Annotated in this window: 22 protein-coding genes and 1 pseudogene; 13 read left to right on the top strand and 10 right to left on the bottom strand. The window is 70.2% G+C overall.

Annotated features, from left to right (window positions below):
- Nucleotides 1–14: 14 nt before the first annotated feature.
- Nucleotides 15–218, bottom strand: a complete 204-nt coding sequence (locus ACTWOL_RS16735) for an antitoxin (RefSeq protein WP_474297525.1) — start codon at nucleotides 216–218, stop codon at nucleotides 15–17.
- 173 nt (nucleotides 219–391) lie between these two features.
- On the opposite strand from ACTWOL_RS16735, the gene ACTWOL_RS16730 reads away from it, so the two are divergent.
- Nucleotides 392–769 (top strand): DUF2087 domain-containing protein, encoded by a 378-nt coding sequence (locus tag ACTWOL_RS16730; RefSeq protein ID WP_474297524.1) that lies wholly within the window; start codon nucleotides 392–394, stop codon nucleotides 767–769.
- Here the strand turns inward: ACTWOL_RS16730 and ACTWOL_RS16725 are convergent.
- Complete coding sequence (locus ACTWOL_RS16725) at nucleotides 751–1,437, bottom strand: GDSL-type esterase/lipase family protein (protein ID WP_474297523.1); 687 nt, start codon at nucleotides 1,435–1,437, stop codon at nucleotides 751–753. The genes ACTWOL_RS16730 and ACTWOL_RS16725 overlap by 19 nt on opposite strands.
- A 69-nt stretch (nucleotides 1,438–1,506) precedes the next feature.
- On the opposite strand from ACTWOL_RS16725, the gene ACTWOL_RS16720 reads away from it, so the two are divergent.
- Entirely contained in the window at nucleotides 1,507–2,508 is a 1,002-nt protein-coding gene (locus tag ACTWOL_RS16720) for a YncE family protein (RefSeq protein WP_474297522.1), read from the top strand.
- A gap of 108 nt (nucleotides 2,509–2,616) precedes the next feature.
- Here the strand turns inward: ACTWOL_RS16720 and ACTWOL_RS16715 are convergent, their stop codons facing one another.
- Nucleotides 2,617–3,345: a TetR/AcrR family transcriptional regulator gene (locus tag ACTWOL_RS16715; RefSeq protein WP_474297521.1), complete on the bottom strand. Its 729-nt coding sequence runs from the start codon at nucleotides 3,343–3,345 to the stop codon at nucleotides 2,617–2,619.
- Between the two features lie 111 nt (nucleotides 3,346–3,456).
- Here ACTWOL_RS16715 and ACTWOL_RS16710 point away from each other — a divergent pair, with 111 nt between their 5' ends.
- Nucleotides 3,457–4,419, top strand: coding sequence for an ATP-binding cassette domain-containing protein (locus tag ACTWOL_RS16710; RefSeq protein WP_474297520.1), 963 nt, complete (start codon nucleotides 3,457–3,459; stop codon nucleotides 4,417–4,419).
- Entirely contained in the window at nucleotides 4,416–5,249 is an 834-nt protein-coding gene (locus tag ACTWOL_RS16705; RefSeq protein WP_474297519.1) for an ABC transporter permease, read from the top strand. The genes ACTWOL_RS16710 and ACTWOL_RS16705 overlap by 4 nt, the downstream gene beginning before the upstream one ends.
- Before the next feature lie 480 nt (nucleotides 5,250–5,729).
- Here the strand turns inward: ACTWOL_RS16705 and ACTWOL_RS16700 are convergent, their stop codons facing one another.
- The gene (locus ACTWOL_RS16700) at nucleotides 5,730–6,395 is read right to left on the bottom strand and encodes a DUF4360 domain-containing protein (RefSeq protein WP_474297517.1); all 666 of its coding nucleotides are present in this window, start codon (nucleotides 6,393–6,395) and stop codon (nucleotides 5,730–5,732) included.
- Between the two features lie 425 nt (nucleotides 6,396–6,820).
- Nucleotides 6,821–7,939 carry a phosphoserine transaminase gene (gene serC, locus ACTWOL_RS16695; RefSeq protein ID WP_474297516.1) on the bottom strand — a complete coding sequence of 373 codons (1,119 nt, stop codon included), beginning with the start codon at nucleotides 7,937–7,939 and terminating at the stop codon, nucleotides 6,821–6,823.
- Between the two features lie 149 nt (nucleotides 7,940–8,088).
- On the opposite strand from serC, the gene ACTWOL_RS16690 reads away from it, so the two are divergent.
- The 5 genes from ACTWOL_RS16690 (at nucleotide 8,089) to ACTWOL_RS16670 (ending at nucleotide 15,315) form a co-directional block, all read left to right on the top strand.
- On the top strand, nucleotides 8,089–11,100 hold the full coding sequence (locus tag ACTWOL_RS16690; RefSeq protein WP_474297515.1) for an FAD-binding and (Fe-S)-binding domain-containing protein: 3,012 nt from the start codon (nucleotides 8,089–8,091) through the stop codon (nucleotides 11,098–11,100).
- Between the two features lie 141 nt (nucleotides 11,101–11,241).
- Nucleotides 11,242–11,820 (top strand): Uma2 family endonuclease, encoded by a 579-nt coding sequence (locus ACTWOL_RS16685; protein ID WP_474297514.1) that lies wholly within the window; start codon nucleotides 11,242–11,244, stop codon nucleotides 11,818–11,820.
- Between the two features lie 186 nt (nucleotides 11,821–12,006).
- Nucleotides 12,007–12,942 carry a trypsin-like serine peptidase gene (locus ACTWOL_RS16680; RefSeq protein ID WP_474297513.1) on the top strand — a complete coding sequence of 312 codons (936 nt, stop codon included), beginning with the start codon at nucleotides 12,007–12,009 and terminating at the stop codon, nucleotides 12,940–12,942.
- A gap of 10 nt (nucleotides 12,943–12,952) precedes the next feature.
- Nucleotides 12,953–13,462, top strand: coding sequence for a DUF6924 domain-containing protein (locus ACTWOL_RS16675; protein WP_474297512.1), 510 nt, complete (start codon nucleotides 12,953–12,955; stop codon nucleotides 13,460–13,462).
- A gap of 170 nt (nucleotides 13,463–13,632) precedes the next feature.
- A complete protein-coding gene (locus ACTWOL_RS16670) occupies nucleotides 13,633–15,315 on the top strand; it encodes an SMI1/KNR4 family protein (protein WP_474297511.1) in 1,683 nt (560 codons plus the stop codon).
- A gap of 130 nt (nucleotides 15,316–15,445) precedes the next feature.
- On the opposite strand, the gene ACTWOL_RS16665 is transcribed toward ACTWOL_RS16670, so the two are convergent.
- Nucleotides 15,446–16,255 carry an HAD family hydrolase gene (locus ACTWOL_RS16665; protein WP_474297510.1) on the bottom strand — a complete coding sequence of 270 codons (810 nt, stop codon included), beginning with the start codon at nucleotides 16,253–16,255 and terminating at the stop codon, nucleotides 15,446–15,448.
- Between the two features lie 195 nt (nucleotides 16,256–16,450).
- On the bottom strand, nucleotides 16,451–16,996 hold the full coding sequence (locus ACTWOL_RS16660) for an allene oxide cyclase barrel-like domain-containing protein (RefSeq protein ID WP_474297509.1): 546 nt from the start codon (nucleotides 16,994–16,996) through the stop codon (nucleotides 16,451–16,453).
- Nucleotides 16,997–17,593: 597 nt separating this feature from the next.
- On the opposite strand from ACTWOL_RS16660, the gene ACTWOL_RS16655 reads away from it, so the two are divergent.
- From ACTWOL_RS16655 to cutA, 3 genes and pseudogenes are all read left to right on the top strand, one after another.
- Nucleotides 17,594–18,553, top strand: coding sequence for an EamA family transporter (locus ACTWOL_RS16655; protein ID WP_474297508.1), 960 nt, complete (start codon nucleotides 17,594–17,596; stop codon nucleotides 18,551–18,553).
- A 168-nt stretch (nucleotides 18,554–18,721) separates the two neighbouring features.
- Complete coding sequence (locus ACTWOL_RS16650) at nucleotides 18,722–19,444, top strand: DUF429 domain-containing protein (RefSeq protein ID WP_474297507.1); 723 nt, start codon at nucleotides 18,722–18,724, stop codon at nucleotides 19,442–19,444.
- A gap of 206 nt (nucleotides 19,445–19,650) precedes the next feature.
- Nucleotides 19,651–20,024, top strand: a pseudogene (gene cutA / locus ACTWOL_RS16645) (divalent-cation tolerance protein CutA).
- A gap of 213 nt (nucleotides 20,025–20,237) precedes the next feature.
- Here cutA and ACTWOL_RS16640 read toward each other — a convergent pair.
- From ACTWOL_RS16640 to ACTWOL_RS16630, 3 genes are read right to left on the bottom strand one after another with little or no spacing between them, the layout of a single operon-like run.
- On the bottom strand, nucleotides 20,238–21,089 hold the full coding sequence (locus ACTWOL_RS16640) for a helix-turn-helix domain-containing protein (RefSeq protein WP_474297506.1): 852 nt from the start codon (nucleotides 21,087–21,089) through the stop codon (nucleotides 20,238–20,240).
- 10 nt (nucleotides 21,090–21,099) lie between these two features.
- Complete coding sequence (locus ACTWOL_RS16635; protein WP_474297505.1) at nucleotides 21,100–21,588, bottom strand: DUF6879 family protein; 489 nt, start codon at nucleotides 21,586–21,588, stop codon at nucleotides 21,100–21,102.
- Complete coding sequence (locus tag ACTWOL_RS16630; protein ID WP_474301332.1) at nucleotides 21,485–21,853, bottom strand: hypothetical protein; 369 nt, start codon at nucleotides 21,851–21,853, stop codon at nucleotides 21,485–21,487. The genes ACTWOL_RS16635 and ACTWOL_RS16630 overlap by 104 nt, the downstream gene beginning before the upstream one ends.
- An 861-nt stretch (nucleotides 21,854–22,714) precedes the next feature.
- Between ACTWOL_RS16630 and ACTWOL_RS16625 the strand changes: the two genes are divergently transcribed.
- Nucleotides 22,715–23,149, top strand: coding sequence for a glycine-rich domain-containing protein (locus ACTWOL_RS16625; RefSeq protein ID WP_474297504.1), 435 nt, complete (start codon nucleotides 22,715–22,717; stop codon nucleotides 23,147–23,149).
- Nucleotides 23,150–23,158: the final 9 nt, after the last annotated feature.

The raw sequence follows: 23,158 nt of genomic DNA, 5'->3' as shown, positions 1-23,158 counted from the left end.
TTCCTTCCGTTCCGTCAGGGCTGTGGCGGCCTGTCCTGGCCCTGGCCGGGCTGGTCACCGCCGTACTGCTCCTTGAGCTTGTCCTGGGCGGTGTCGACCTGGCCGCTGTACTTGCTCTGGGTCCGGTCGTCGACCATGTCGCCGGCCTTGTCTACGCCTTTCGATGCCTGGTGCTCGTGGCCTTTCAGCATCTGCTTGATCTTGTCCATCATGGACATGGACGACCTCCTTGAGGTGTGCCCCCCGCCTTCCAGGGTCACCTTCCTGTGCGCCGTTCGCACCTTCTCGCCGGCGCCGTCCGGTGACCGCCGGGCAGCGCTGTGACCTGGGCGGCCGTGCGGCCGTGAAAACCCGTTGCCGCCGTGGCGAACGGTGCTGGAGGCTGCCCACCATGTCCCACTCCGACGACCGTCCCCATGCCAACGCCAACGCCAACGGCAACGGCGACGAACACGCCAGCGCCGGCACCGACCGCAGGACCACCGGCGGGGCGCGCGGCGTGGCCGACCTCTTCTCGCACGGGCGGCTGGTCACGATCCCCCGGAAGCCGGCCCGCCGCGAGCAACTGCTGGCGCATCTCGCCCACACCCTGTTCGAACCCGGGCGGGAGTACAGCGAGCCCGAGATCAACGAGGCACTGCGCTCGGTGCACGAGGACGCCGCGGCGCTGCGCCGCTATCTGGTCGTCGCGGGACTGCTGGCCCGCACCAGGGACGGCGGCAGCTATCGCCGCGTCTCCCCGGGAGTGACTCAGGCCGCGGGCTCGTAGGGTCCGCCCATGTCCCACGCCTGGTGCATCGCGTCGGCGAAGGCCTCCGCGAGCTTGTGCTCGCCCGAAGGCCCCGGGTGCGTACCGTCGTAGGTGTCGCGGTGGATGTCGTACGACGCGGGCATGGACGCCAGCAGCAGGGGGGCGGTGTCGGAGTCGAGGTCGGCCACGGCCTTGGCGAGGAGCTCGTTGAAGCGCTCGCACTCGACGGCGAAGGGGGCGTCCGACAACGCCCGCACATTGGGGATCACGGGCAGGAGCACAGCCCTGACGTGCGGGTTCGCGGTGCGGGCCGCGGCGACGAACGCGCGGACGTTCTCGGCGGTCTGACTGCTGTTCGTATAGAAGCCGAGGTCTATCAGGCCCAGCGAGACGAGCAGCACGTCCGCGCGGGCCGTGGTCACCGCCTCGCCGATCAGCGGGGCCATGTGCAGCCAGCCCTCGCCCCAGCCGGCCAGGTGCTTGCGGGCGTGGGCGGGGAAGTCCGGGTCGGCGTAGACGGTCGAGACGGGGGCGTCGGCCGTGGCGTCGTACAGCCCGGTGCGCGGACCGACGATCTTGTACGGTCCGCCGAAGGACCGGTTGAGGTGCTGCCACATCCGATAGCGCCAGGTGTAGTCGCCGGCGCGTCCGATGGTCATGGAGTCACCGACGAACATGAAACGCATGGGCCAATCATGGACGACCCTCGCAGGGCGCGGTCCCGGCGGATGACGTGACGATGGACACTTGGGGGCATGCGTTCGTTGCGTACGACTCTGATCACCGTCGCTGCCGCCCTGCTGACGGCCGCGGCCATCGCCACGCCCGCCGCCGGGGCCGCCGCCGACGACGGCGAGGGTGGCGGTTTCACGATCAAGGATTCCCGGATCACCGAATCCAGCGGTCTCGCGGCGAGCCGCGCCCACCCGGGCATCTACTGGACGCACAACGACCAGGACGAGCCGCGGGTCTTCGCCGTCGACGCGAAGACCGGCGAGACCGTCGCGACCGTCACGCTCCAGGGAGTCGGCAAGCCCCGCGACATGGAGGCGATCTCCGTCGGCCCTGACGGCAACGTCTACGTCGGTGACATCGGGGACAACGCGAACGGCACCTGGGACCACGTCTGGATCTACCGCTTCCCCGAGCCGCGGAAGCTGAAGGACACCACCGTCCACGCCACGCAGTACGTCGTCAAGTACGCGGACGGTCCGCGCAACGCCGAGTCGCTGATGGTCCATCCGAAGACCGGGCGCGTCTACATCGCCAGCAAGCAGGAGGGCGGGGGAGGGCTGTACGAGGGCCCCGAGCGGCTGGTGACGGGCGGTACCAACGTCTTCCGCCGGATCGGCGAGGTGCCGTGGGTGACGGACGGCGCGTTCTCGCCGGACGGCAAGGAGCTCGTGCTGCGCTCCTACTTCAGCGCCCGCGGATATGTGTGGAGCGGTGGACGCCTCGGCGCCGACCACCCGGTGAGCGCTCCTCTGCAGGGACAGTCCGAATCGGTGACGTACACGACCGACGGCAAGGCGCTGATGTTCGGTACCGAAGGGGAGCAGAGCGAGGTCGCCCGGCGCGAGCTGGTCAAGGACGACGGCAAGGGCACGGGGGGCAATACCGCGCAGGGGTCGTCGAGCGGGGGCGCGTCCGGGTCGGACGGCGGCGGCAGCGGAAAGGGCTTCGCCGTACCGGCGGCGGCGCTGGCCGCCGCGGTGCTGCTGGGCGTGGCGGTACGGTCACGGCGGCGCAAGGGCTGAGCAGGCGGCGGCCGACGGGCGGCACGGAGAAGGGGCCGTTGGCCCGGCCCGTATGACCGGCCCGTATGACCGGGCCGGGGTGACCGGCCGGGGGTGACCGGCCCCGCCTCACCGCCCGGCGCGCCGCCGGTCGACGAGCACCTGGAGTCCGTCAACCAGCCGTTCGAGCCCGAAGCCGAAGTGGTCGAACTCGCGCGAGAAGGTCTCCTCGGACAGGGCCGCCATATGCGGGAACTCCCCGCTCAGCATGGCCCGCTCCAGGAAGGGACGCTGAGCCTCCCAGAAGGCCTCGTCACTCACTCCGGTCTCCTTGGCGGCTTCGGCCGACTGGATCTCCATGCGGGCGACTCCCGCGACGAAGCTCCGCACCGTGATGATCACCGAGATGGTCTCGGGGTCGCTCAGGCCCATTCCCCCGAGGCCGGCGAGGCAGGCGTCCAGACCGCGCAGTGCGCTGGGGCCGAGGGCCGAGCGGGCCTCGTTGACCTTGAGCAGCCACGGGTGCTTGTGGAACAGCTCGTGGTAGCCGCGGGCCAGGATCCCGACCGCCTCGCGCCATTCGACGGGCCGCGGCGGGTCCGCGCTGAGGGACTCGGCCTGGACGCGATCGAACATCAGATCGAGAAGCTCCGCCTTGCCGGGGACGTACCGGTACAGCGACATCGTGCCGACGCCGAGCGCGGTGGAGACGCGACGCATGGAGACGGCGTCCAGGCCCTCGGTGTCGGCGATCTCGACGGCCGAGCCGACGATCCGGTCGAGGTCGAGGCCGGGCTTGGGTCCCCGGCTGGGCCGTTCCCCGGTGCCCCACAGGAGTTCGAGGCTGCTGCTCGTCATGGGCTCAGCATAAGTGGCCAGTTGAACCGCGATCGCCGCCGTCGGGCAAAACCGAGTACACCGTACCCATAATCGGGTACGGTGTACTCGGTTTCTGGAGAGGTGGCACACATGGATGGACATGACGGATACGCAGTGCTTACCGAGGGGCTGTGCAAGCGCTACGGAAAGGCGTACGCCCTCGACGGCTTCGACCTCGCCGTCCGGCGCGGCACGGTGCACGGACTCCTCGGCCCCAACGGCGCGGGAAAGACGACCGCGGTACGGATCCTGGCGACCCTGCTCGGGTTCGACGGCGGCCGCGCCACGGTGGCGGGGGTCGATGTGGCGCGCGATCCCCAGGCGGTGCGGCGGCGCATCGGACTCGCCGGGCAGTACACGGCCGTGGACGACAGCCTGACCGGCCGGCAGAACCTGGAGCTGTTCGGCCGGCTCTTCCGGCTCGGCGGGCCGCGGGCCCGGCGGCGTGCCGATGAACTGCTGGAGCGGTTCGGTCTCACGGACTCGGGCGGCAAGGGTGTGGGCGAGTACAGCGGCGGCATGCGGCGCAGGCTCGATCTCGCGGCCTCGATGATCCTCGCCCCGGATGTGCTCTTCCTCGACGAGCCGACGACCGGCCTCGACCCCCGCGCTCGCGGTGAGGTCTGGGACACCGTCCGGACCCTGGTGGCCGGCGGCACGACCGTGCTGCTGACCACCCAGTACCTGGACGAGGCGGACCGGCTCGCCTCGCGCGTCACCGTGATGGACCGGGGACGAGCCATCGCCGACGACACCCCGGACGGGCTGAAGGACACCGTCGGTGGGGACGTCATCGAGGTCGTCGTGGCCGAACGCGGTGATCTGGGGCGGGCGGCCGAGGCGGTCGCGCGAGTCGCCGGTCCCGGACTCGAGACCGACGAGGGCGGGCGGCGGGTGCGCGCCCCCGTCCGCGATCGGGTGGCCGCGCTGACCGAGGTCGCACGGACCCTCCGCGACGAGGGCGTTCAGGTCGAGGACCTCGGGCTGCGCAGGCCGAGCCTCGACGATGTCTTCCTGCGCCTGACCGGACACGGCGCGGAGGCTGCCCGATGACGACCCTGGACCTGACCGTGCCGCGGGTGGAGAGCGTGGCCCAGCGGGTGCGCTGGGCGTTCGTCGACTGCGGAAACGTCGTACGCCGCACCATGCTCCACTACCGGCGCCGGCCGGTCCTGATCCTCTGGCGGCTCGGTTTCCCCGTGGTCTCCGTGTTCCTGTACGGCTTCGTCTTCGGTGAAGCGATGCGGGTGCCCGGGGGCGGGGACTACAAGGAGTTCCTGATGCCGGGGATGTTCACCATGACCATGGTGTTCGGCTTCATGAGCACCGCGGGGGCGGTCGTGACGGACTTGTCCAGAGGGGTCACCGACCGGCTCCGGTCCATGCCGATGGCCCCGTCCGCGGTGGCGTCCGGCCAGGGCGTGGCCGATCTGGTCGTGGCAGCGGCGGAACTCGCGATCCTCGCGGCGACCGCCCTGGCGATCGGATGGCGCTCGGACGGCGGGCCGGTGAAGACGTCGGCCGCCTTCGGGCTGCTGCTCCTGCTGCGCTTCAGCCTGATCTGGGTGGGAGTGTGGTGCGGGCTCGTGGTACCGAACGCGGAGGCCGCAGGCAGTCTGTACGCCGTGGTCTTTCCGCTCACCATGATCTCGAGCGTCTATGTGGCGCCTTCCCTGATGCCGGACTGGCTGGGCCCCGTTGCTGCCTGGAACCCGGTCTCGTCGACGCTGGCCGCGACCCGGGAGCTGTTCGGGAACCCGGGAGCCGGAGGTGAGATGTGGGTCGAGCAGCACGCGCTGCTCATGGCCGTGGTGTGGCCGGCGGTGATCACGGCGGTGTTTCTGCCGCTCGCGGTACGGCGGTTCCAGCGGTTGAGCCGGTGAGGCTCGGTACGAGCCGGTGAGCCCCGGCGTTTGGAGCCGCCGGCGGGACAGCCGGTCCACCGGGCCACGGACCGCGGGGCAGGGTGCGGGGGCGCCCGGTCAGGCTCGGGGAGACATCGTCCCGACCGGGCGGCCCCGCGCCACGGCGCCGGGGCCTCCGGGGCGCCGTGGCTCCCGCACCCTCGCGGGTGCGGCGTTCAGCTCCATCCACTGCTCTGTGTGCGTGAGTGGTTTCTGCTCTGCTCCTGCTCCCGCCTCCTCCCTTCGGGGCCGCTGGTGCCGTGCGGCCCGCCGTCCGCCCGCGCCGGCTCCGGGGGCAGAGCCGGTGAACGAGCGGCGGCAGGCGGCCCGGAGTGCCGGGACGGGGGGTGTCCCGGCCGTCCGGGTCCCGGGCTCGCGGCGCTGTGGCGCGTACCAGCCCGGGAACGGGGTCGGGTCCCGCTCCGGGTTCGGGTCCCGGGACCGGGGCCTGACCCCGGGTCAGTTCTCCGGGCACTCCTTCCAGGCCAGGCGGTAGATGGTGTTGATCTCGCCGTCCGTCGAGTCCATCGTCATGAAGCTGGTCTGCGTGGGACTGGAGGTACCGGCCCTCACCCGGAGCTCGGTGTTGATGTTGAAGTTCCGCTTCACCCCGCAGGGCGCCCAGACCAGCTGACCCCATTCGGTCGTGTCGGTGGCCTGCCAGTTGTCGTCGTACGGACCGGCGAAGGGGTGGTTCCGGGCGGCCGTGTCCGGCGAACCCTGGAAGTAGTACGAGGCCTTCTGCACGGCGCTGGCACCGCGCTGCAGGCTGGCGTAGCCGCGGTAGTCCGCGCTGGCGACGGCGTAGGTGAAGCCCTGCGGGACGTGGACGATCAGATTGAGCTGGCAGTTCTTGCGGAAGTCGGTGGGGTCCGCGTTCCCGCCCACCTTGGCGAGATAGTCGCTGTAGGTCACGGTGAACGCGGTGTTGTCCGGAGAGACCGCGATGGCGGCGGTGCCCGGCTTGCACCCCGATCCGTTCACCGTGGCGATCTCGATGACGATCTTGTCGGGGGGCGCGACGATGGTCGAGCTCGATGCGCTGGCGGAGCCGGCGTTGCCGGCGACGAGCGTGGAGGCGAGGACGGCCGTGACGGCGGCGCCGGTGCGTAAGGCACGGGGCATGCTGAGCGCTCCGATCGATGTGTGGTCGGTGGCCTTGCGGGGTGAACCGTGGGGGGTCCAGCCGATCCCCATGTCCGTGCCTCGGTGAGCGGTGCGTAATCGTTGAGACATGAACATGTCAAGGTGACGTGAGCGTCACTGCGTCGGATCGCTGCCGATCGTAGGGATGGAGCGGGGTGCCCGATAGGGCGGTAATCAGCCGTACGTACACGGCCTCTCCACGTCACCTCCACGCCACCGGCACCCCAATGGCACGACGTGCCGGGACCGGCATGAGGGCGGCCCGGGCCCGGCGCGACAAGGGACCGGCACGACAAGGGCCCGGCGGTCGTGTGACGCCGGGCCCTCAAGGGTGTTGTCGCAGGGGTCGCAGGGGTCGCAGGGGTCGCAGCGATGCCGCCGGAAACGCCGGGCGGCCGCGACCGCTACAGCTTCTCGATGACGTAATCGACGCAGGCGGTCAGCGCCTGCACGTCCGCCGGGTCGATCGCCGGGAACATCGCGATCCGCAGCTGGTTGCGCCCCAGCTTGCGGTACGGCTCGGTGTCGACGATCCCGTTCGCCCGCAGCACCTTCGCGACCGCCGCCGCGTCGATGTCGTCCGAGAAGTCGATCGTGCCGATGACCTGCGAGCGCTTGGCCGGGTCGGCCACGAACGGCGTCGCGTACTTCGACTCCTCGGCCCAGCCGTAGAGTGCGCGGGCAGAGGCGGCCGTGCGGCGCACCGACCAGTCCAGACCACCCTGGCCGTTGATCCACTTCAGCTGCTCGCCGAGGAGGAACAGGGTCGCCAGTGCCGGGGTGTTGTACGTCTGGTTCTTGCGGGAGTTGTCGATCGCCGTCGGGAGGCTGAAGAACTCCGGGACGTGCCGGCCGGACGCGTGCACCCGGGCGGCCCGCTCCAGCGCGGCGGGCGAGAACACACCGATCCACAGACCGCCGTCGGAGGCGAAGGACTTCTGTGGCGCGAAGTAGTACACGTCGGTCTCGGCGATGTCGACGGGCAGACCGCCCGCGCCGGACGTCGCGTCCACCAGCACCAGCGCGCCCTCGTCGGCGCCCTCGACCCGCTTGATCGGGGCGGCGACACCGGTGGAGGTCTCGTTGTGGGTGAACGCGTAGACGTCGACGCCCGCCTCGGCCTGCGGTTCCGGGTGCGTACCCGGGTCCGAGGAGATCACGGTCGGTTCGGCCAGCCACGGGGCCAGCTTCGACGCCTTGGCGAACTTCGACGAGAACTCGCCGAAGGAGAGGTGCTGCGACTTGTTCTCGATGAGACCGTGCGTCGCGATGTCCCAGAAGGCGGTGGAGCCACCGTTGCCGAGGATCACCTCGTAACCCTCGGGGAGCCGGAAGAGGTCGGACACGCCCTCGCGTACCGTGCCGACCAGGTTCTTGACCGGGGCCTGGCGGTGGGACGTACCGAGCAGAGACGTACCGGTGGCGGCCAGGGCGTCCAGCGCCTCCGTACGCACCTTGGAGGGGCCCGCGCCGAAACGGCCGTCTGCGGGCTTGATGTCAGCGGGAATCTGGATATCGGCCACGGACCGGAGCCTAGTCGGTTCCGCCAGGTCACCGAGGCCGTTGTCCGGCGGCTGAGACAAGCGGTCACAGGTCGGGACGGGCGGCACGCGGGAGCGCGGTTCACCCGATCGTGCGGGCGGGAAGACGCCGGCAGAGGCAGGCTGGGCCCATGGCGGATCGGAGACGGCGCATGGCGGACGGGTGGAGTCACCCGGCGGACCGGGGCGGGTCCATGGCGGACCGGGCGCCGTCCGCGAGGGGGCGCGGGAAGCGCCCGGCGGATCGAGAGCCGAACCGGGCCGACCGCAAGGCGCTGGAACGCGACCGCAAGGCGATGGAACGCGACCGCATGGCACTGGAAAGTGACCTCAAGGGCGCCGTGCGCGGCGAGGTGGACTTCGGGGTGGCCGCGCGGGCGCTGATGACCATGGACGCGTCCAACTACCGCCGTGTCCCCGACGCGGTCGTCGCCCCGCGCGACGCACAGGACGTGGCCGCGGCGCTGGCCGTCTGCCGGAGCCACGAGGTGCCGGTGGTACCGCGCGGCGCCGGGACGTCGATCGCGGGGCAGGCCACCGGCGTGGGGGTCGTGCTCGACTTCACCCGCCATATGAACGCCGTGGTCGACGTGGACCCGGCGGCCCGTACGGCGGTCGTCCAACCGGGCGCGGTGCTCGACGGATTGCGTGCCACCGCGGGCGCGCACGGGCTGACCTTCGGGCCCGATCCGTCGACCCACAGCCGCTGCACGCTCGGCGGGATGATCGGCAACAACGCCTGCGGGCCGCACTCGGTGGCCTGGGGGACGACCGCGGACAACGTCCACGAGCTGTCCGTGGTGACCTACGGGGGCGCACGGCTGCGGCTCGGGCGGCGGGGCTGGGATGCCCCCGGGGCCGCGCCGGAGGGGCTGCGGCAGCTGGTCGAACGCCATCTGGCCCTGCTGCGGACCGGGTTCCCCCAGGGGCTGCCGCGCCGGATCTCGGGCTACGCCCTCGACGCCCTGCTCCCGGAGAACGGCACCGACCTCGCACGGGCGTACTGCGGCAGCGAGGGCACGCTGGCGGTGCTGACCGAGGCGACGGTGCGGCTGGTGCCGTCACCGCCCGCGCGCGCCCTCGCCGTACTCGGCTACACCGACGAGAGCGCCGCCGCCGAGGCCGCCGCCGGCCTGCTGCCGTACGGTCCGCTGACCGTGGAGGGCATGGCGGCGGATCTGGTGCCGGACCCGTCCGGTCTGCCCCGCGGCGGTGCGTGGCTGTTCGTGGAGACGGGCGGTGCCACCCCCGCCGAGGCGAGGACAGGTGCGGAGCGGATCGTGCGGGGCGCCGACGCGCTGGACGGCGCCGTGGTCACCGATCCCGCGGGGCAGCGGGCCCTGTGGCGGGTAAGGGAGGACGCGGCCGGCACCGCCACGCGCATGCCGGACGGCAGCGAGGCCTGGCCGGGCTGGGAGGACTGCGCGGTGCCCCCGCCACGACTCGGCGCGTATCTGCGGGACTTCCGGGCGCTGCTGGCCCAGCACGGTCTGAGGGGCACACCGTACGGGCACTTCGGGGACGGCTGCATCCATGTCCGCATCGACTTCGACCTGCTGAGTGATGAGGGCGTACGGCGCTACCGTGCCTTCTCGCAGGACGTGGCCGCGCTGGTCGTGGCGCACGGCGGTTCGCTGTCCGGGGAGCACGGGGACGGACAGGCGCGGGCGGAGCTGCTCCCGAAGATGTACGGGACCGAACTCGTGGGCCTCTTCGGCCGGTTCAAGGATCTCTGGGACCCGGCCTGCGGCCTCAATCCGGGGATGCTGGTCCGCCCGGCGCGCCTCGACGAGAACCTCCGGTTCGCCGTGCTGCCGAAGACGCCCGTCGACGTGGAGTTCGGCTATCCGCACGACGGCGGGGACTTCACGGGGGCCGTGCGGCGCTGTGTGGGCGTCGCCAAGTGCCGGGTGGAAGAGCCGAGTTCGGGTGCCGGGGTGATGTGTCCCTCGTTCCGGGCGACCGGCGAGGAGCAGCACTCCACACGCGGACGAGCCCGGCTGCTGCACGAGATGCTCGCGGGTGAGGTGGTGACGGACGGCTGGCGTTCGCGGGAGGTACGGGACGCGCTCGACCTGTGCCTGTCCTGCAAGGGCTGCCGCAGCGACTGTCCCGTCGGCGTCGACATGGCCACGTACAAGGCGGAGTTCCTGCACCACCACTACGCGGGCAGGCGCCGGCCCGCGGCGCACTACACGATGGGACGGCTGCCCCGATGGCTGCGCGCCGCGGCCCCGTTCGCCCCGGCGCTCAACGCCGCGGCGCGGATCCGCCCGCTGGCGGCGCTGGTGAAACACCTGGCGGGCCTGGCCCCCGAGCGGGACCTGCCGGTCCTGGCGGGCGACACCTTCACCTCCTGGTGGGGCCGGGGCCACGGCACCCGGGGGCCGGGGCAGGCCCCGGTGACCGGACCAGGGGTGGTGCTGTGGCCCGACACCTTCACCGAACACCTCTCCCCGTCGGTGGGCCGCGCGGCGGTCACCGTGTTCGGGGCGGCCGGCCTGGGCGTCCGTCTGCCGCCGGGCAGGGTGTGCTGTGGCCTCACCTATGTCTCGACCGGCCAGCTGGACGGGGCCCGTGCCGTGATGCGCGGCGCCCTGGACATCATGGAACCGGCACTGGACCGCGGAACTCCCGTCGTCGTCCTCGAGCCGAGCTGCGCGGCCACGCTCACGACGGACCTGCCGGAGCTGCTGCCGGACGACCCGCGGGCCCGGGCGCTGGCCGACTCCGTTCGCACCTTCGCTGGCGCCCTGGAGGAGTACGCCCCGGGCTGGGACCCGCCCCGCGTCGACCGCCCGGTCGCCGGCCAGACCCACTGCCACCAGCACGCGGTTCTCGGCGACGCTCCGGAGCGCCGTCTGCGGGAACGCGCGGGACTGACCGGCGACCTCAGCGGTGGCTGCTGCGGTCTCGCGGGCAACTTCGGCTTCGAGCGCGGCCATTACGCGGTGTCGGTGGCTTGCGCCGAGGACCAGCTGCTGCCGTCGGTACGTGCGGCGGGTGAGGACGCGGTCCTGCTGGCGGACGGCTTCTCGTGCCGTACGCAGCTGGAACAGCTGGCGGGGCGGCGGGGGAGGCATCTGGCCGAGGTGCTGGCGGAAGGGGTGGGGGCGGAGCCGGGCGAGGGCGGCGGCCGGTGAGCGGGCTCCGGCGGAGTTCGCGCCGCCCGGAAACCACTGCCGCCCGCGATACGGGCGCTTCGTCACCCCCGTACGTATCGTTGTACTGCGCGGCTGCGGGCGACTGTGCGGCAGCCGGGGAGGAGCGCCACAGTGACCGTCGTGGAGACCGACAGGATCGTGATGGCTGAGAGCGACAACGAGCGGACCTTGGACGAGTTGTTCGAGGCGCTTGAGCCCGTCCCCGAGGGATACAAGGTCGAAATCGTCGAGGGGACCATCCATATGTCGCCGCAGCGACACGCTCACTGGAAGATCATCTTGTGGATCGTGCGGGCGCTTGAAGACGCATTCGGCAGGGGTGTGCTGGTGACATCGGATGAGCGCATCGATTTCCCGGGCCATCTGAACGGCCTGGTGCCGGATGTGGCCAAGCTGCGCGACGGCGCGGAGCAAGACGCCGGCGGGCACTGGCGCTATGAAGACGTCGAGTTCATCGCCGAAGTGATCTCCAAGGGCACAGGGCCCAACGACTACGGCCCCAAGAAGACGGCTTACGCCACCGCCGAGGTCCCCGTCTACTTCATCGCCGACCCCTACGTCGGCAAGTGCCACGTCTACACCCAGCCCAAGGACGGCGACTACACCACCGAAGCGATCGTCGCCTTCGGCACGGACGTCGACCTCACCGGCACACCCGTCGGCTTCATCATCGCCACCGGCGAGTTCCCCCGGGACTGAGGCGCCCGGAGAACGCGCAGGCAGGTGGGAGCTCTCCCCGCCACCAGCCGCTGTGTGAGGCCGAGTTGGGCCATACCTAACCGTTGAAAAACAAGTGAACCCGAAGCCGTGACTCCTCGTCTTGGCGTGCGGACAGACGGTCCAGCACCCGCAGGCATTGCCGACCACCTTGCCGAGGAGACCCCCATGGCCGCCCACTCCCTCCGCCACCGGATCACCGCCCTCACCGCCCTCGTCGCCGCAGGCGCCGCCCTCGCCCTCACCACTCCCGTGCCGACGGCCGTCGCCGCTCCAGGCGGCAGGACCGCGGCCCCCGCGGTCAAGGAGGGCCCCGCCGTCTCCACGGTGTCGTACACCGCGAAGGAACGCCGCGACGCCCTCGCCTACTGGACGCCCGCCCGTATCAAGGCCGTCGGCAGGTCGACGGACCTCGGGCCGACCCATCCGAAGGCCACGCCGTGGAAGGGCACGGAGCTGAAGACCGTCGGACGGCTCTTCTTCGTCAACGGTGACGGCGCCGACTCCTGGTGCACGGCCACCGCCGTCACCAGCGCCAACCGCTCGGTGGTCATGGCGGCGGGCCACTGTGTCCGCCGGGGATCCGCACCCGACTACACCCACATCGACATGGTCTTCGTCCCCGGCTACGCCAAGGGCAGGCAGCCCTACGGCGCCTTCGCGGTCCGGGCCACCCTCACCCCGCGCACCTGGGCCGAGGAGTCCACCGACGACGTCGCCGCGCTCGTCGTCGACGCCGACAACAAGGGCCGGGCGCTCACCGACGTCGTGGGCGGCCAGTCCATCTCCTTCAACCGTCCCGTCGGCGGCACGATCAGTGCCTTCGGCTATCCCGCGTCCCGCCCGTACCTCGGGGAAGAGCTCCTCCACTGCAGGGGCGGGGCACAGAAGGCTCCGCAGGACGGTGAGCAGGTCATTCCCTGCGACATGGCGGGCGGGGCGAGCGGAGGGCCGTGGCTGGCGGACTTCGACGCCACCAGCGGCAAGGGCGTTCTGGTCTCGGTCCACAGCCACGGTGAAGGGCTGAAGGGCGGCGAGAAGATGTTCGGCGCGGTGCTGGGCGACACGGCCAAGGCGGTGTACGACCAGGCACAGCGCGGCTAGGGGGCGGACGATGAGATCACTACTGCATGCCGGCGATCGCCACGAGTCCGCGGCTCTGGTCATCAGGACCGACTACGGCGACGAAGAGGCATGGCAGGTCGTCAAGGCGGAGCTGACGGAGTCCACCCCCTACGACGACCCCGAGGAGGAGTCGCGGCCTTATCTCGTCGACAACCCCGCCTGGGCCGGTGCGGGCGCGGACGAGATCCTGGCCGCGATCGCCGCCGACGACCATCTGCGCGATCACCTGAGCGTCGTCTTCCTCGCCGACCGCGTCACGATGCAGGCCGACCACCACGCACTGGTGGCGGTCACGACCCTCACCCGGGAGGAATGCGACGACGACGAGGAGTACGAGGCGGCGATGGCGTTCGGCCGTGAGTTCCGGACGGTCCCGGCGGGAGTCCACGAGATCCACGCGAACCTGTACATCGCCAGCATGGACTTCGAGGAGTTCGCCGCCGTGGCTCAGGGCGACCCCCGAGGGGTGTTCCCGTCCATGTGGAAGAGCCCCGGCTGAGTGGTTCTCACCTTCGGGGATCGAGACGCGGCAACTGGTCCGGAGCGATAGGCAGGAGGGGGGACGGACGGACAGCCAGACAACGGCGGCGAGGACGAAGGCGGCCCGAGCTGGCGTCGCTCTGTCACTCGTACCGGCGTAGTGATCAGCAAGGAAAGAGGAGGCAGTTGATGCCGGATGGGGTGTCTGTGTTCACGTTTCGGATGTGGTCGCGTGCCTGGAACTCTGTGGAGTGGTCGCCGGGTCACCAGTTGATCCTGCATGTGGATGACGGTGGGAGCACGGTGCCGCAGGAGCTGTCCTGGGGCACTGTGGACGGTGCGCAGTCCACGGTGGCCATGTCGCCGGATCTGACGAGTTGTCATGGCCATCACGTCACCGCCGGCGGTGACGTGATGGAGATACGGGGCGAACTCCATGGCCGGTCGGGCGATCCCCTGGATGCCGGTGGTACCGGTGGGCTCGAGTTCGACACGGAGATCGAGGACACTGCCGGACGGCATCCGGCCGGACGGCTGCGGCTGCTGATCGACGATGGTACTGAGCTGCCTCTGCGGTGGGTGGCCTGGCGTGACCAGGGGGGTAATGCCTTCTCGGTGGCGCTGCGTTCGGTGAGCCCGTCCGGCAACGCGGATGTCACCGACATGGTGACCACGGTGTTGGTCAGTGCCGAGTACCGTGATGCGGGCGAGGTGGCCGCGAACCTCGTCGACGGTACGGACAGCAAATGGTTTGCACCGTACGACGAAGCGTCTCTGGAGTTCCGGTTTCCGCAGCCTGTCGTGGTCGACCAGTACGTCTTCACGTCTGCCGATGACGCACCCGACCGCGACCCGAGGTCGTGGGTCCTGCACGGCTCAACGGATGGGATTCTGTGGCGGACCCTGGACTCCCGCGGTTTTGAGTCGTTCGCCGACCGGCACCAGTCCAGGGCGTATCGGATCTTCGTCGAACCAGGATCCTATGACCGCTACCGTCTCGACATCTCCGGCAGCAACGGTTCCCCGGACCTGCAACTCGAAGCCGTCCGGTTCCTCGCCGGGGCCAGCGGATTCACTGGCTATCGCCACCGCGCGGGCCATGCCCCAGTCGCGTACCGAGGTGTGCGTGTCGTACGGCAATCATCAGATACGTGCATGAATCCTTTGCCGGACGGCCTGCCCACTGTCACAGAGTCGTTTGGCGCCCGAGACGTGTCATGGCGGCACCAGGCTGAGCCGATGCCGGGTTCCGATGGTGGGCCGGGAGAGAACAAGAAGAGTGACAGGAATTCACCGAAGCCCGAGTCCCGTCCGTTGACTGTCGCCGAGTGGCGCGAGTTCCTCAGTGATTACAGCTCCACGTTCCTGAACTCGGACTATCTCCGTACGGCCGAGTCGGACGGGACGGCAGAGTACATGCTGAGTCAGGCCCAACGGGAGGCTGGATGGCTCGGTTACGAGCCGGCGGGCGAAGAGGCGGTGCTGGCCGCTGAAGAGCGACTCGGGGTCCGGCTGCCGCCGACGTACCGGAACTTCCTGCTGACCAGCGACGGCTGGAGTTCCATCGGCGGACTCGATCTTCTCAAGGTTGAGGAGATCGGGTGGTTTCCTGAGCTGGACCCCGAGCTCTTCAAAATCTGGTCGTCGCTGGACCGGGAATACTTCGCCGACGATCTCGAGATACTCAAGCGGTGCCTGTTGATCTCGGTCGACGACGGCGGCAGCGGTGGCAATTGGCTGCTGCATGCCGAAAGCGCCGGGGAGGACGGCGAGTGGACCGCATACGAGTGGTGGCCCGGTGAGGGTGGCGATCTTGAAGAGAACGACAACTTCGCGGCCATGGTAGCGAGCGCGGTAGATCGCTTTTCCTGAGCTTGTTCTTCCTGAGCTTGTTCTTTGACTACCGTTCGGAACCAGTGGACAAGAACCGCCCCCGGCCCGCGACGCGGACCGGGGGCGGTGGTCCTCAGGGCGCGTACGACCGGGAGATGAGCTCCTCGGCTCAGACGCCGTCGAAGAGCCGTTCCAGCACCTGCGCCACGCCGTCCTCCTCGTTGGTCGCCGTGTGCCGGGGCACGGCGGCGAGCACGGCCGGATGGGCGTTGCCCATGGCGTACGCCCTGCCGGCCCAGGTCAGGAACGAGAGGTCGTTGGGCATGTCTCCGAAGGCGACGACCTGGGCAGGGGCGATGCCCCGCTCCCGGCACAGGGCCGAGAGGGTGTCGGCCTTGGTGACGCCCGGAGCGCTGATCTCCAGCAGACCGCGCCCGCCGGAGTGGGTGAACTGTGCCTCCCCGCCCATCGCGGACTCCGCCAGGGCGACGAGCGCGTCGGCCTCGAACCGTTCCGAATGAGCGAGGAGTTTGACGATGGGCACCTCCTTCAGCCACAGGTCGGCCAGCGACGGGACGACCGACTCGGCGGCGAGGTCCCCGGAGAAGCGCAGCAGGTAGGCCGGCTCGTACAGGACCTGGTGGCCCGTCTCCACGGCGAAGCCCAGCCCGGGAGTGGATTCCGCCAGCACGCTCGCCACCCGGCGGGCGGTGGGCAGGGACAGCACGCGGGACCGGGTGACGGCGCGGGTCGCGATGTCGTAGACCTGCGCACCGTTGCTGCATACGGCGGTCCCGGCCACACCGGTCTCGCCGGCGAGCGCGTCGACGTACCGCGGTGGCCGTGCGGTGACGAAGACGACCTCCGCTCCGGCGTCGACGGCGGAGCGCAGGGCGCGCAGGGTGCGGGTCGAGACGGTGCCGCCCCGGCGCAGAAGGGTGCCGTCCAGGTCGGTGGCGATCAGTCGGGGCTGCGGCATGGCTCATGGTAACGACGCCTCTAGGGCCTTTCGTTTGGGGCGCGGGCGTACGAGACCGGGGTGCCCGCGGGCCGCAGGGCCACCGGCCCCGGGCGTGTGCCGGGGCCGGTGGCGATCGGACCGGATGTCCGCCCCGGTGCGGGGGTCGGAAGCCGGTGCGGGTGGGAGTCGTGGAGGAAACCGGTGAGCGGCCGGTCAGTGGTCGAGATGGACCGTGAGCTCCGTCTCCGTTTCGCTGGTGTTGACCGCCTCGACGAAGCCGCGCGCCTTGCGGTACTGCTCCGTGCCACCGGTGATGGCAAAGTTGATCTCGCCGGGGCCGGCCGAGGTGACGGTGAAGCGGCCCTGCACGGTGAGGTCGCCCTTGGGGAGCGAAAGGGTGGCCACGCACTGCATGTCGAATTCGTCGTTGGGGGCCGTCCGCGTCACCGTGCAGACCTCGCCGTAGGTGCCGACCTTGGCGTCCCGGCGGAAGAGTTCACCGCTGTTGACGAACTCGTCCCCTTGGCTGGACCCACCGGAGTCGTCGACGTCGATGAAGGTGTTCTGCGTCGTCCGTGCCACGAGTTCGAAGGTTTCCTGGGCCTTCCCTTCCTCGCCGTCCGGCCCGGGTTTGCTGGAGTTTCTGTCGTGTCTTGGCGAGGCTTCCGTGTCGTCGACGGCCGACGCGGACTGAGCACAGATGAGCAGGGCGGCAAGTCCGGCGACGAGGCTCGGGGCGGCGAGTTTGATACGGGGCATGGTGGGTCTCCCAGGGCTGGGGGCGGTTCACTGACCATGTGTCATGTGACGGTCCGGTGGATACCGGTGCCAGGCCAGCTTCGGGTGAGGGGGCGCGGTGCCGCGACTCCGGCTGGCCATCCAGGTGAACGTCTGGCGTGTCGTTCTGCCGGGGCGTCACCGTCCACTGCGCACGGCTCAGTTCACGGGCGGTCTTGCCAGGGCGTCCGGTCGGGGGACGGGAACGGGAAACGCGGCGCGCCGGGCCGCATGACCGGGGCGGCGACGGGAGTGGCCGGGCGGGGGCGAGTGGGCGGTAAGCCGTGCCCGTGCCCGGGTGCGGGTGCGGGTGCGGGTGCGAGGTGCGGGGTGCGCGGACCCGCGCGCGTGCACCGATGCGCGTCGCGTGGAGGGCCAGGGTGCCGAAGAGGCGGCAGGCCGGACCGAGGATCGTCGCAAGGGACGCCGGACTGCGAAGCCGGAGGACCGCCGCGGCCGCATTCCGTGCAGTCCATTATATTGGACTGAAAGTGTATCCAGATGGACTACCGTGTGTAGTCGGTGAGTAGTAGGTAAGTAGTGAGTGGGCATGAGGGGAATGGGCGAGCGGTGGAACCGGTGAGCGGAGCGCCGCGTACGCGCGAAGTCCCGGGTACCGAGCAGGCGGCCGGCTCCGCGGTCGCGCTGCCCGAGGCGTCCGGGGTCCTGGAGGGAGCCGCACGGCACGGATCCGCCGCGCTGGGGCCGGTCGCCCTCGTCGTGGCCGGCGGGCTCTCCGTCCAGTTCGGCGCCGCCGTCGCCGCGCTGCTGATGCCCACGGCGGGCGCCATCGGTGTCGTCACCCTGCGCCTGGTGCTCGCCGCCGTGGTGCTGCTGCTCGTCTGCCGTCCCCGGCTGCGCGGCCACGGCCGTGCCGACTGGGGCACCGTGCTCGCCTTCGGTGCCGTGATGGCGGCGATGAACATGCTCTTCTACCAGTCGTTGGAACGGATCCCGCTGGGCGCCGCGGTCACCCTGGAGGTGCTCGGGCCGCTGGCGCTCTCGGTCCTGGTCTCGCGCCGCCTCGTCAACCTCCTCTGGGCCGGCCTCGCTCTCGGCGGTGTCGCCTTGCTCGGCGGCGGTGGCTTCGACCGGCTCGACCCGGTGGGCGCGGCCTTCGCCCTCGGGGCCGGCGCGATGTGGGCCGCGTACATCGTCTTCAGTGCCCGCACCGGCCGCCGCTTCCCGCAGGCGGACGGACTCGCCCTCGCCATGGCGGTCGGCGCGGTGCTCAGTCTGCCGTTCGGTATCGCCGACGCCGGTGCCAAGTTGCTGGTGCCGTCCACGATCGGGCTCGGCCTCGCGGTCGCGCTGATGTCGTCGGTACTGCCGTACACACTGGAGCTGCTCGCCCTGCGCCGGGTGCCGGCGCCGACGTTCGCCGTGCTGATGAGCCTGGAGCCGGCGATCGCGGCGATCGCGGGATTCCTCGTGCTGCACCAGGCTCTGTCCGCGACCGACTCCCTGGCGATCGCGCTGGTGGTCGCGGCCAGCATGGGCGCGGTGCGGACGCGGACGGGGCGTGTCCGCGAGAGGTGACGGAAGGGCGTCGTAGGGCGGGGGCGTCGTACGGCGTGAAGCGGACGGGCCGCGCACGACCGGCGGTCCGTGCCGCACCGGGCCGGGACGGTGACCCCGTCCCGGCCCGTCCGCCCGAATGCGGGGTACGGCTGTCCCCGACGGCTCCCGCGCGCGATCCTGGCCGGCATGGTGACGGTTCTCGGTGTCGACGCATGCCAGGCGGGATGGGTGGCGGTCGAGCTCCATGACGGCAGGTTCGCGGGAGCACATCTCAGCGCCCGCCTCGGTCCGCTGCTGCGGCACGGGGCGACGGCACAGGACGGCACGGACGGTGCGGACGGCGGCTGCGCTGCCCGGGTCGTGGGTATCGACATCCCGCTCGGGCTCCTCGACGCGGGATGGCGCCGCGCGGACACGGAGGCGGCGGGCCTGCTGGGCCGGCTGCGCGCCAGCGTCTTCCGTGTCCCGCCGTACGCGGTGTGGCAGGAAGAGCACTACGAGGCCGCGAACCGCCGCTGCCGTGAGCTCACCGGCGCCGGGCTCAGCCGCCAGAGCTGGGGCCTCGCCGCGAAGCTCCGCGAGGCGAACGGCTGCTACGCGCAAACGGGCGGCGACCGTCTGTACGAGGTGCACCCCGAGGTGTCGTTCTGGGCGCTCGCGGGGAGGACACCGCTCCCGTACCGCAAGAAGAGCTGGGCGGGGCAGATGACCCGGCGCTCCCTCCTCGCGTCCGCCGGGATCGTCGTGCCCGACGAACTGGGCGACGCGGGACGCGTGGCACCGGACGACGTGCTGGACGCGGCTGCCGCGGCGTGGAGCGCCCACCGGATCGCCCTGGGGCACGCGCGGCCCCTGCCGGACCCGCCGCAACGCGACCGCGACGGACGGCCGATGGCGATCTGGTACTGACCACGATGAGGTACTGGCCGCGCCGGTTCAGATCCCCCCGCCCAATCCAACATGCATTAACCGGGGCCGGTGCGCCCATGGGTACGCCGTGGGTGCATACAAAGATGGCGGGAACCAGCACCCGAGAGTGTCTGGTTCCCGCCGCGAGGGCGGACAACGCAGGCGAGGCTCTATGACCCCGTAGCTCTCGTCACTAGGCTCCAAGAATGACTGACTTCGTGCAGGTGTCGACAGCGACACCGACCCGGGAGCAGGCCATCGCGCTGGCGCAATCGGTAGTGAAGGCGCGACTCGCGGCAGGAGCTCAGATCATCGGCCCTGTCACATCGGTGTTCTGGCATCTGGGCGAGGCATCGGCGAGGAGTGGCAGTTGCTGCTGAAAACTCGCGCTGAGCGATACCCAGACCTTGAGGCACACCTGGTCAAGCACCACCCGTGGGACAACCCTGAAGTAGCAGCAGTGCCAGTCGTCGCGGGCGCCGAGGCGTGCTTGGGCTGGGTGGCCGAGAACTCCCAGCCCAAGGACAGGACGATCCCGTCCGACTTCGAGTCCCACCCAAGGCCCAGTCGGACGCCGTGACGGTGAGGATGCGGCCCTGCCCGGATGGATACCACCCCGAGGTCCCGGAGTACGACCCGGATGCGCTGGTGTGCCCACGTGACGGGGCCCCACAGCCCGAACAAGAGCAGCGTGGGCTGCTGTCCATGGGCCTCGCCCCCTACGGCCGCCAGTACGTGTGAACGACGATGCCCCCTCTCGCGCTACGTGCGCGGTAGGGGGCACGTTTCGTCGTTATCTCGGTCTCATCGAGCGGCGGACGCGGGCGATCACATTCTGGGCGTCTGCTCCAAACACCGCTGACTCCTTCAGCGTGCGCCAGACCCGCAGATACATGGCCACGGAGTCAGCGTCATCGAGCCACAGTTCCGCATGCCAGTCCTCGGCAATCACCAACCGCTCGTCAAGGACCCAGAACCCGTTCGCCGTGGGGACCTTGAGCGACGCGTCGAGCGGGACGATCCCCAACCGCACAGTGTCCATTCCGATCACACCAGCGAGCCGATCGAGCTGAGCGACGAGCACCGACGGTGGACACACCAACGCGTGCAGCGCGGCTTCCCATACCAGGGCGTAGAACTTCCGGCCGCCCTGGTACAGCCAATCCTGTCGCTTCATCCTGGCTCGGACCGCCTCGTCAGTGTCGCGTACGGTGCCTTGAAGGTCGGCATACCGCAGGAAGATGTGACGGGCGTAGTCGGCAGTTTGGAGCATGCCGGGGATGACTGCTTCCTCCCACGCATAGATGGCTCTGGACCGGTCGACCTCCAGGTTCCAGCTGTCCTGCACCGGCCGGTGCCCTGCGGCGAGTTGGCGCCGCCAGGAGCGGATGTGGGACTCGAACCCCTTGAGGCGGGCGTCTAGTTCATCGAAGGTTTCGGGCTGGCCGACAGTGTCAGCCCAAGCGCGCAGATCCTCGGTGGTTGCGGTCTGCCGCCCGCCTTCCAGCTTGTACACCTTGGAGTGCGGCCAGCCCAGCCGCTGAGCGAGTTGTGTACCGGTGAGCCGGCCTCCAGGGGCCGACAGGCGTAGTTCCTTCAGACGTGCGCCGAGGGTCTCCCGGGCCTGCTGGTAGTCCGTGCTCACCGGTGCTGAACTAGCCCTTCGAGTCGAGTTGCGCTGCGAACTGGTCGTGCGGGATGGACGCGTGCACTGCGGCGTCACGCGCCTGGCAGTACCGCAGCACCTCCGCCGGCTCCGTGATGATCTCGACGTCATGGAAGACATCCGCGTCATCGAAGCGGAGAACCGCCACCAACCGACTGTCGAAGATCCAGAAGTCCTCGGCAGGAAGGTGCACCTGCTCAGCGTCCTGGCGCCACAGGTTCCGAGCATCCTCTCCCGTGGCCGCATTGCATCGCGCATAGCTGAGCAAGAACAGTTGCCCCTCGGTCGGCGGGTTGTCGACGACGCGGACACGGCCCACGTACTTGCCGCGGGACGCCTGCTGGCGGATGTTCACGCACCACTCGCTGTCGAGGTCACATGGGGCCGTGCCGGTCCTCAGGAACTCGACGTATCCGGTGTCTTCGCGGTCGGACGCGTAGCCGCTGCGGGTCCTCCAGGTGCCAAGCCGAGTGCTCAAACGTCTCGAAGAGTCGGCCGAACTCCTCCGTGGAAATCAGCTTGGGCACGCGTTCGATGTCCTTGGGGCCGTGGTTGACGAGGAGTTCACGCGGTACGGCCACGGCGGCGTCACCGGGGCCGAAGTGCTGGAGCCGGGCGAGATCATCGGGATCGGTGATCGGCGTGCCTTGGACGATGACCTCTCCTGAGTCCAGGTCCTCGTGGACTGCAGGGCATCCGCCGTTCTTGCTGTCCGTTCCGTTGAACCGCAGTCGTCGAGCCATGTCGTCTCCCTCGGTGTCGGCCTCGTCGACACCAGCATCACCAAGCCAGCGGTCCCGTTCTACAGCGTGCACTCCCTTGTGTGAGACCACAGGAGAACATTCAGTCAGAGTGCGAGAACATTTGAGAACACCGCGTGGTGCGCGACAACAGGCCCTCCCTACGGTCCTGGTCATGGAGACGGGAACCCGGCTGTCCGCGGCCGTCAATGCGGCGAATCCTGGTTGGTGTCATTGGCACGCGGGCTCGTCTGAGACTGCGCTGCTGATCCAGTACGGCGAGCGATCCTCTGGCCCGCCGGTGGCGTTGTACGCGTGCGCGCCGTGCTGTGAGCAGCGTGGTCTCACCCCGCTCGGGGACATGCGGTGAAGCAGTGGGACTACGTCGTATACGGGGGACGGACCGGCCTGATCACGGTGGACCTCGGAGACGGCATGCACCGCGTGCGCTTCCACCCTGACCGCATGACACGGTCGGACGGGCCGCGGGAAGCCACGCTTCGTGATTGGCACTTGGCCCGTGCCAGCGAACAGCAGGCCGATGCCGCCATCGCGGCCGGTCGCACCCCGGAGTCCCAGGGCAGTGGCCTGCCTCCTGAGCCCCGCACTCGACCGGGCGACCGGCATCGGTAGGAGTGCGGTGAAGCGGAGCGCCCGACGGCGAGCAACACCAGGGCGTCCGCTGCCTCGCCCGGCCAGCCACGTGATTCCCGTCCCGGCCGGCCGGGGCTCAACTGCCGTCCAAGTCTTCCGCCCCGTCCGTTCCCTGGCCGGACCACGACCGAGGCGGAGTGGGCCCCTCAGGGCCCGTGCATGGCGGCGCGAGGGCTGGCCTCGTGCCGAGCACACACCAAGGAGCATTGCATGACCGCTGTAGCTGTGGAATTGCGCCGTGGCCGAGACCTCGTCTCTCCCGGCCTGTTCGATCGGCTCGTCGACTTCTGCGCCGAGGAGTACGGCCTGGAGCGCGTCGTGGCCGAGCGCGTGCAGGACCAGGCCATCGCCCTGTGCTGGGTCATGGGCACCACCCGGTCCGGGGACACCATGGCCCCCTCCGCGACCGTGGATCCCGGCTGGCACACCTTCATGCTCCACAGCACCGAGTACACCCACTGGTGCCACGAACAGTTCGGTTACTACCTCCACCACGCGCCGAACTCCAAGACCCGCACACAGGGCCTGATGGTCGACGTCGTCGGAAAGGTCCGTGACGCCGGTTTCGTGGTCGATGAGTCCTTGTGGGGCACGGCCGCGGAGTGCAATCCGCCGACGTGCTGCGGTGACGGCCCCTGCTGCTGACCGACCCGA

It is taken from the genome of Micromonospora sp. IBHARD003 (assembly GCF_056106285.1).
The sequence above is the reverse complement of the archived record's forward strand: the minus strand, read 5'-3'. Positions and strand labels throughout refer to the sequence as shown.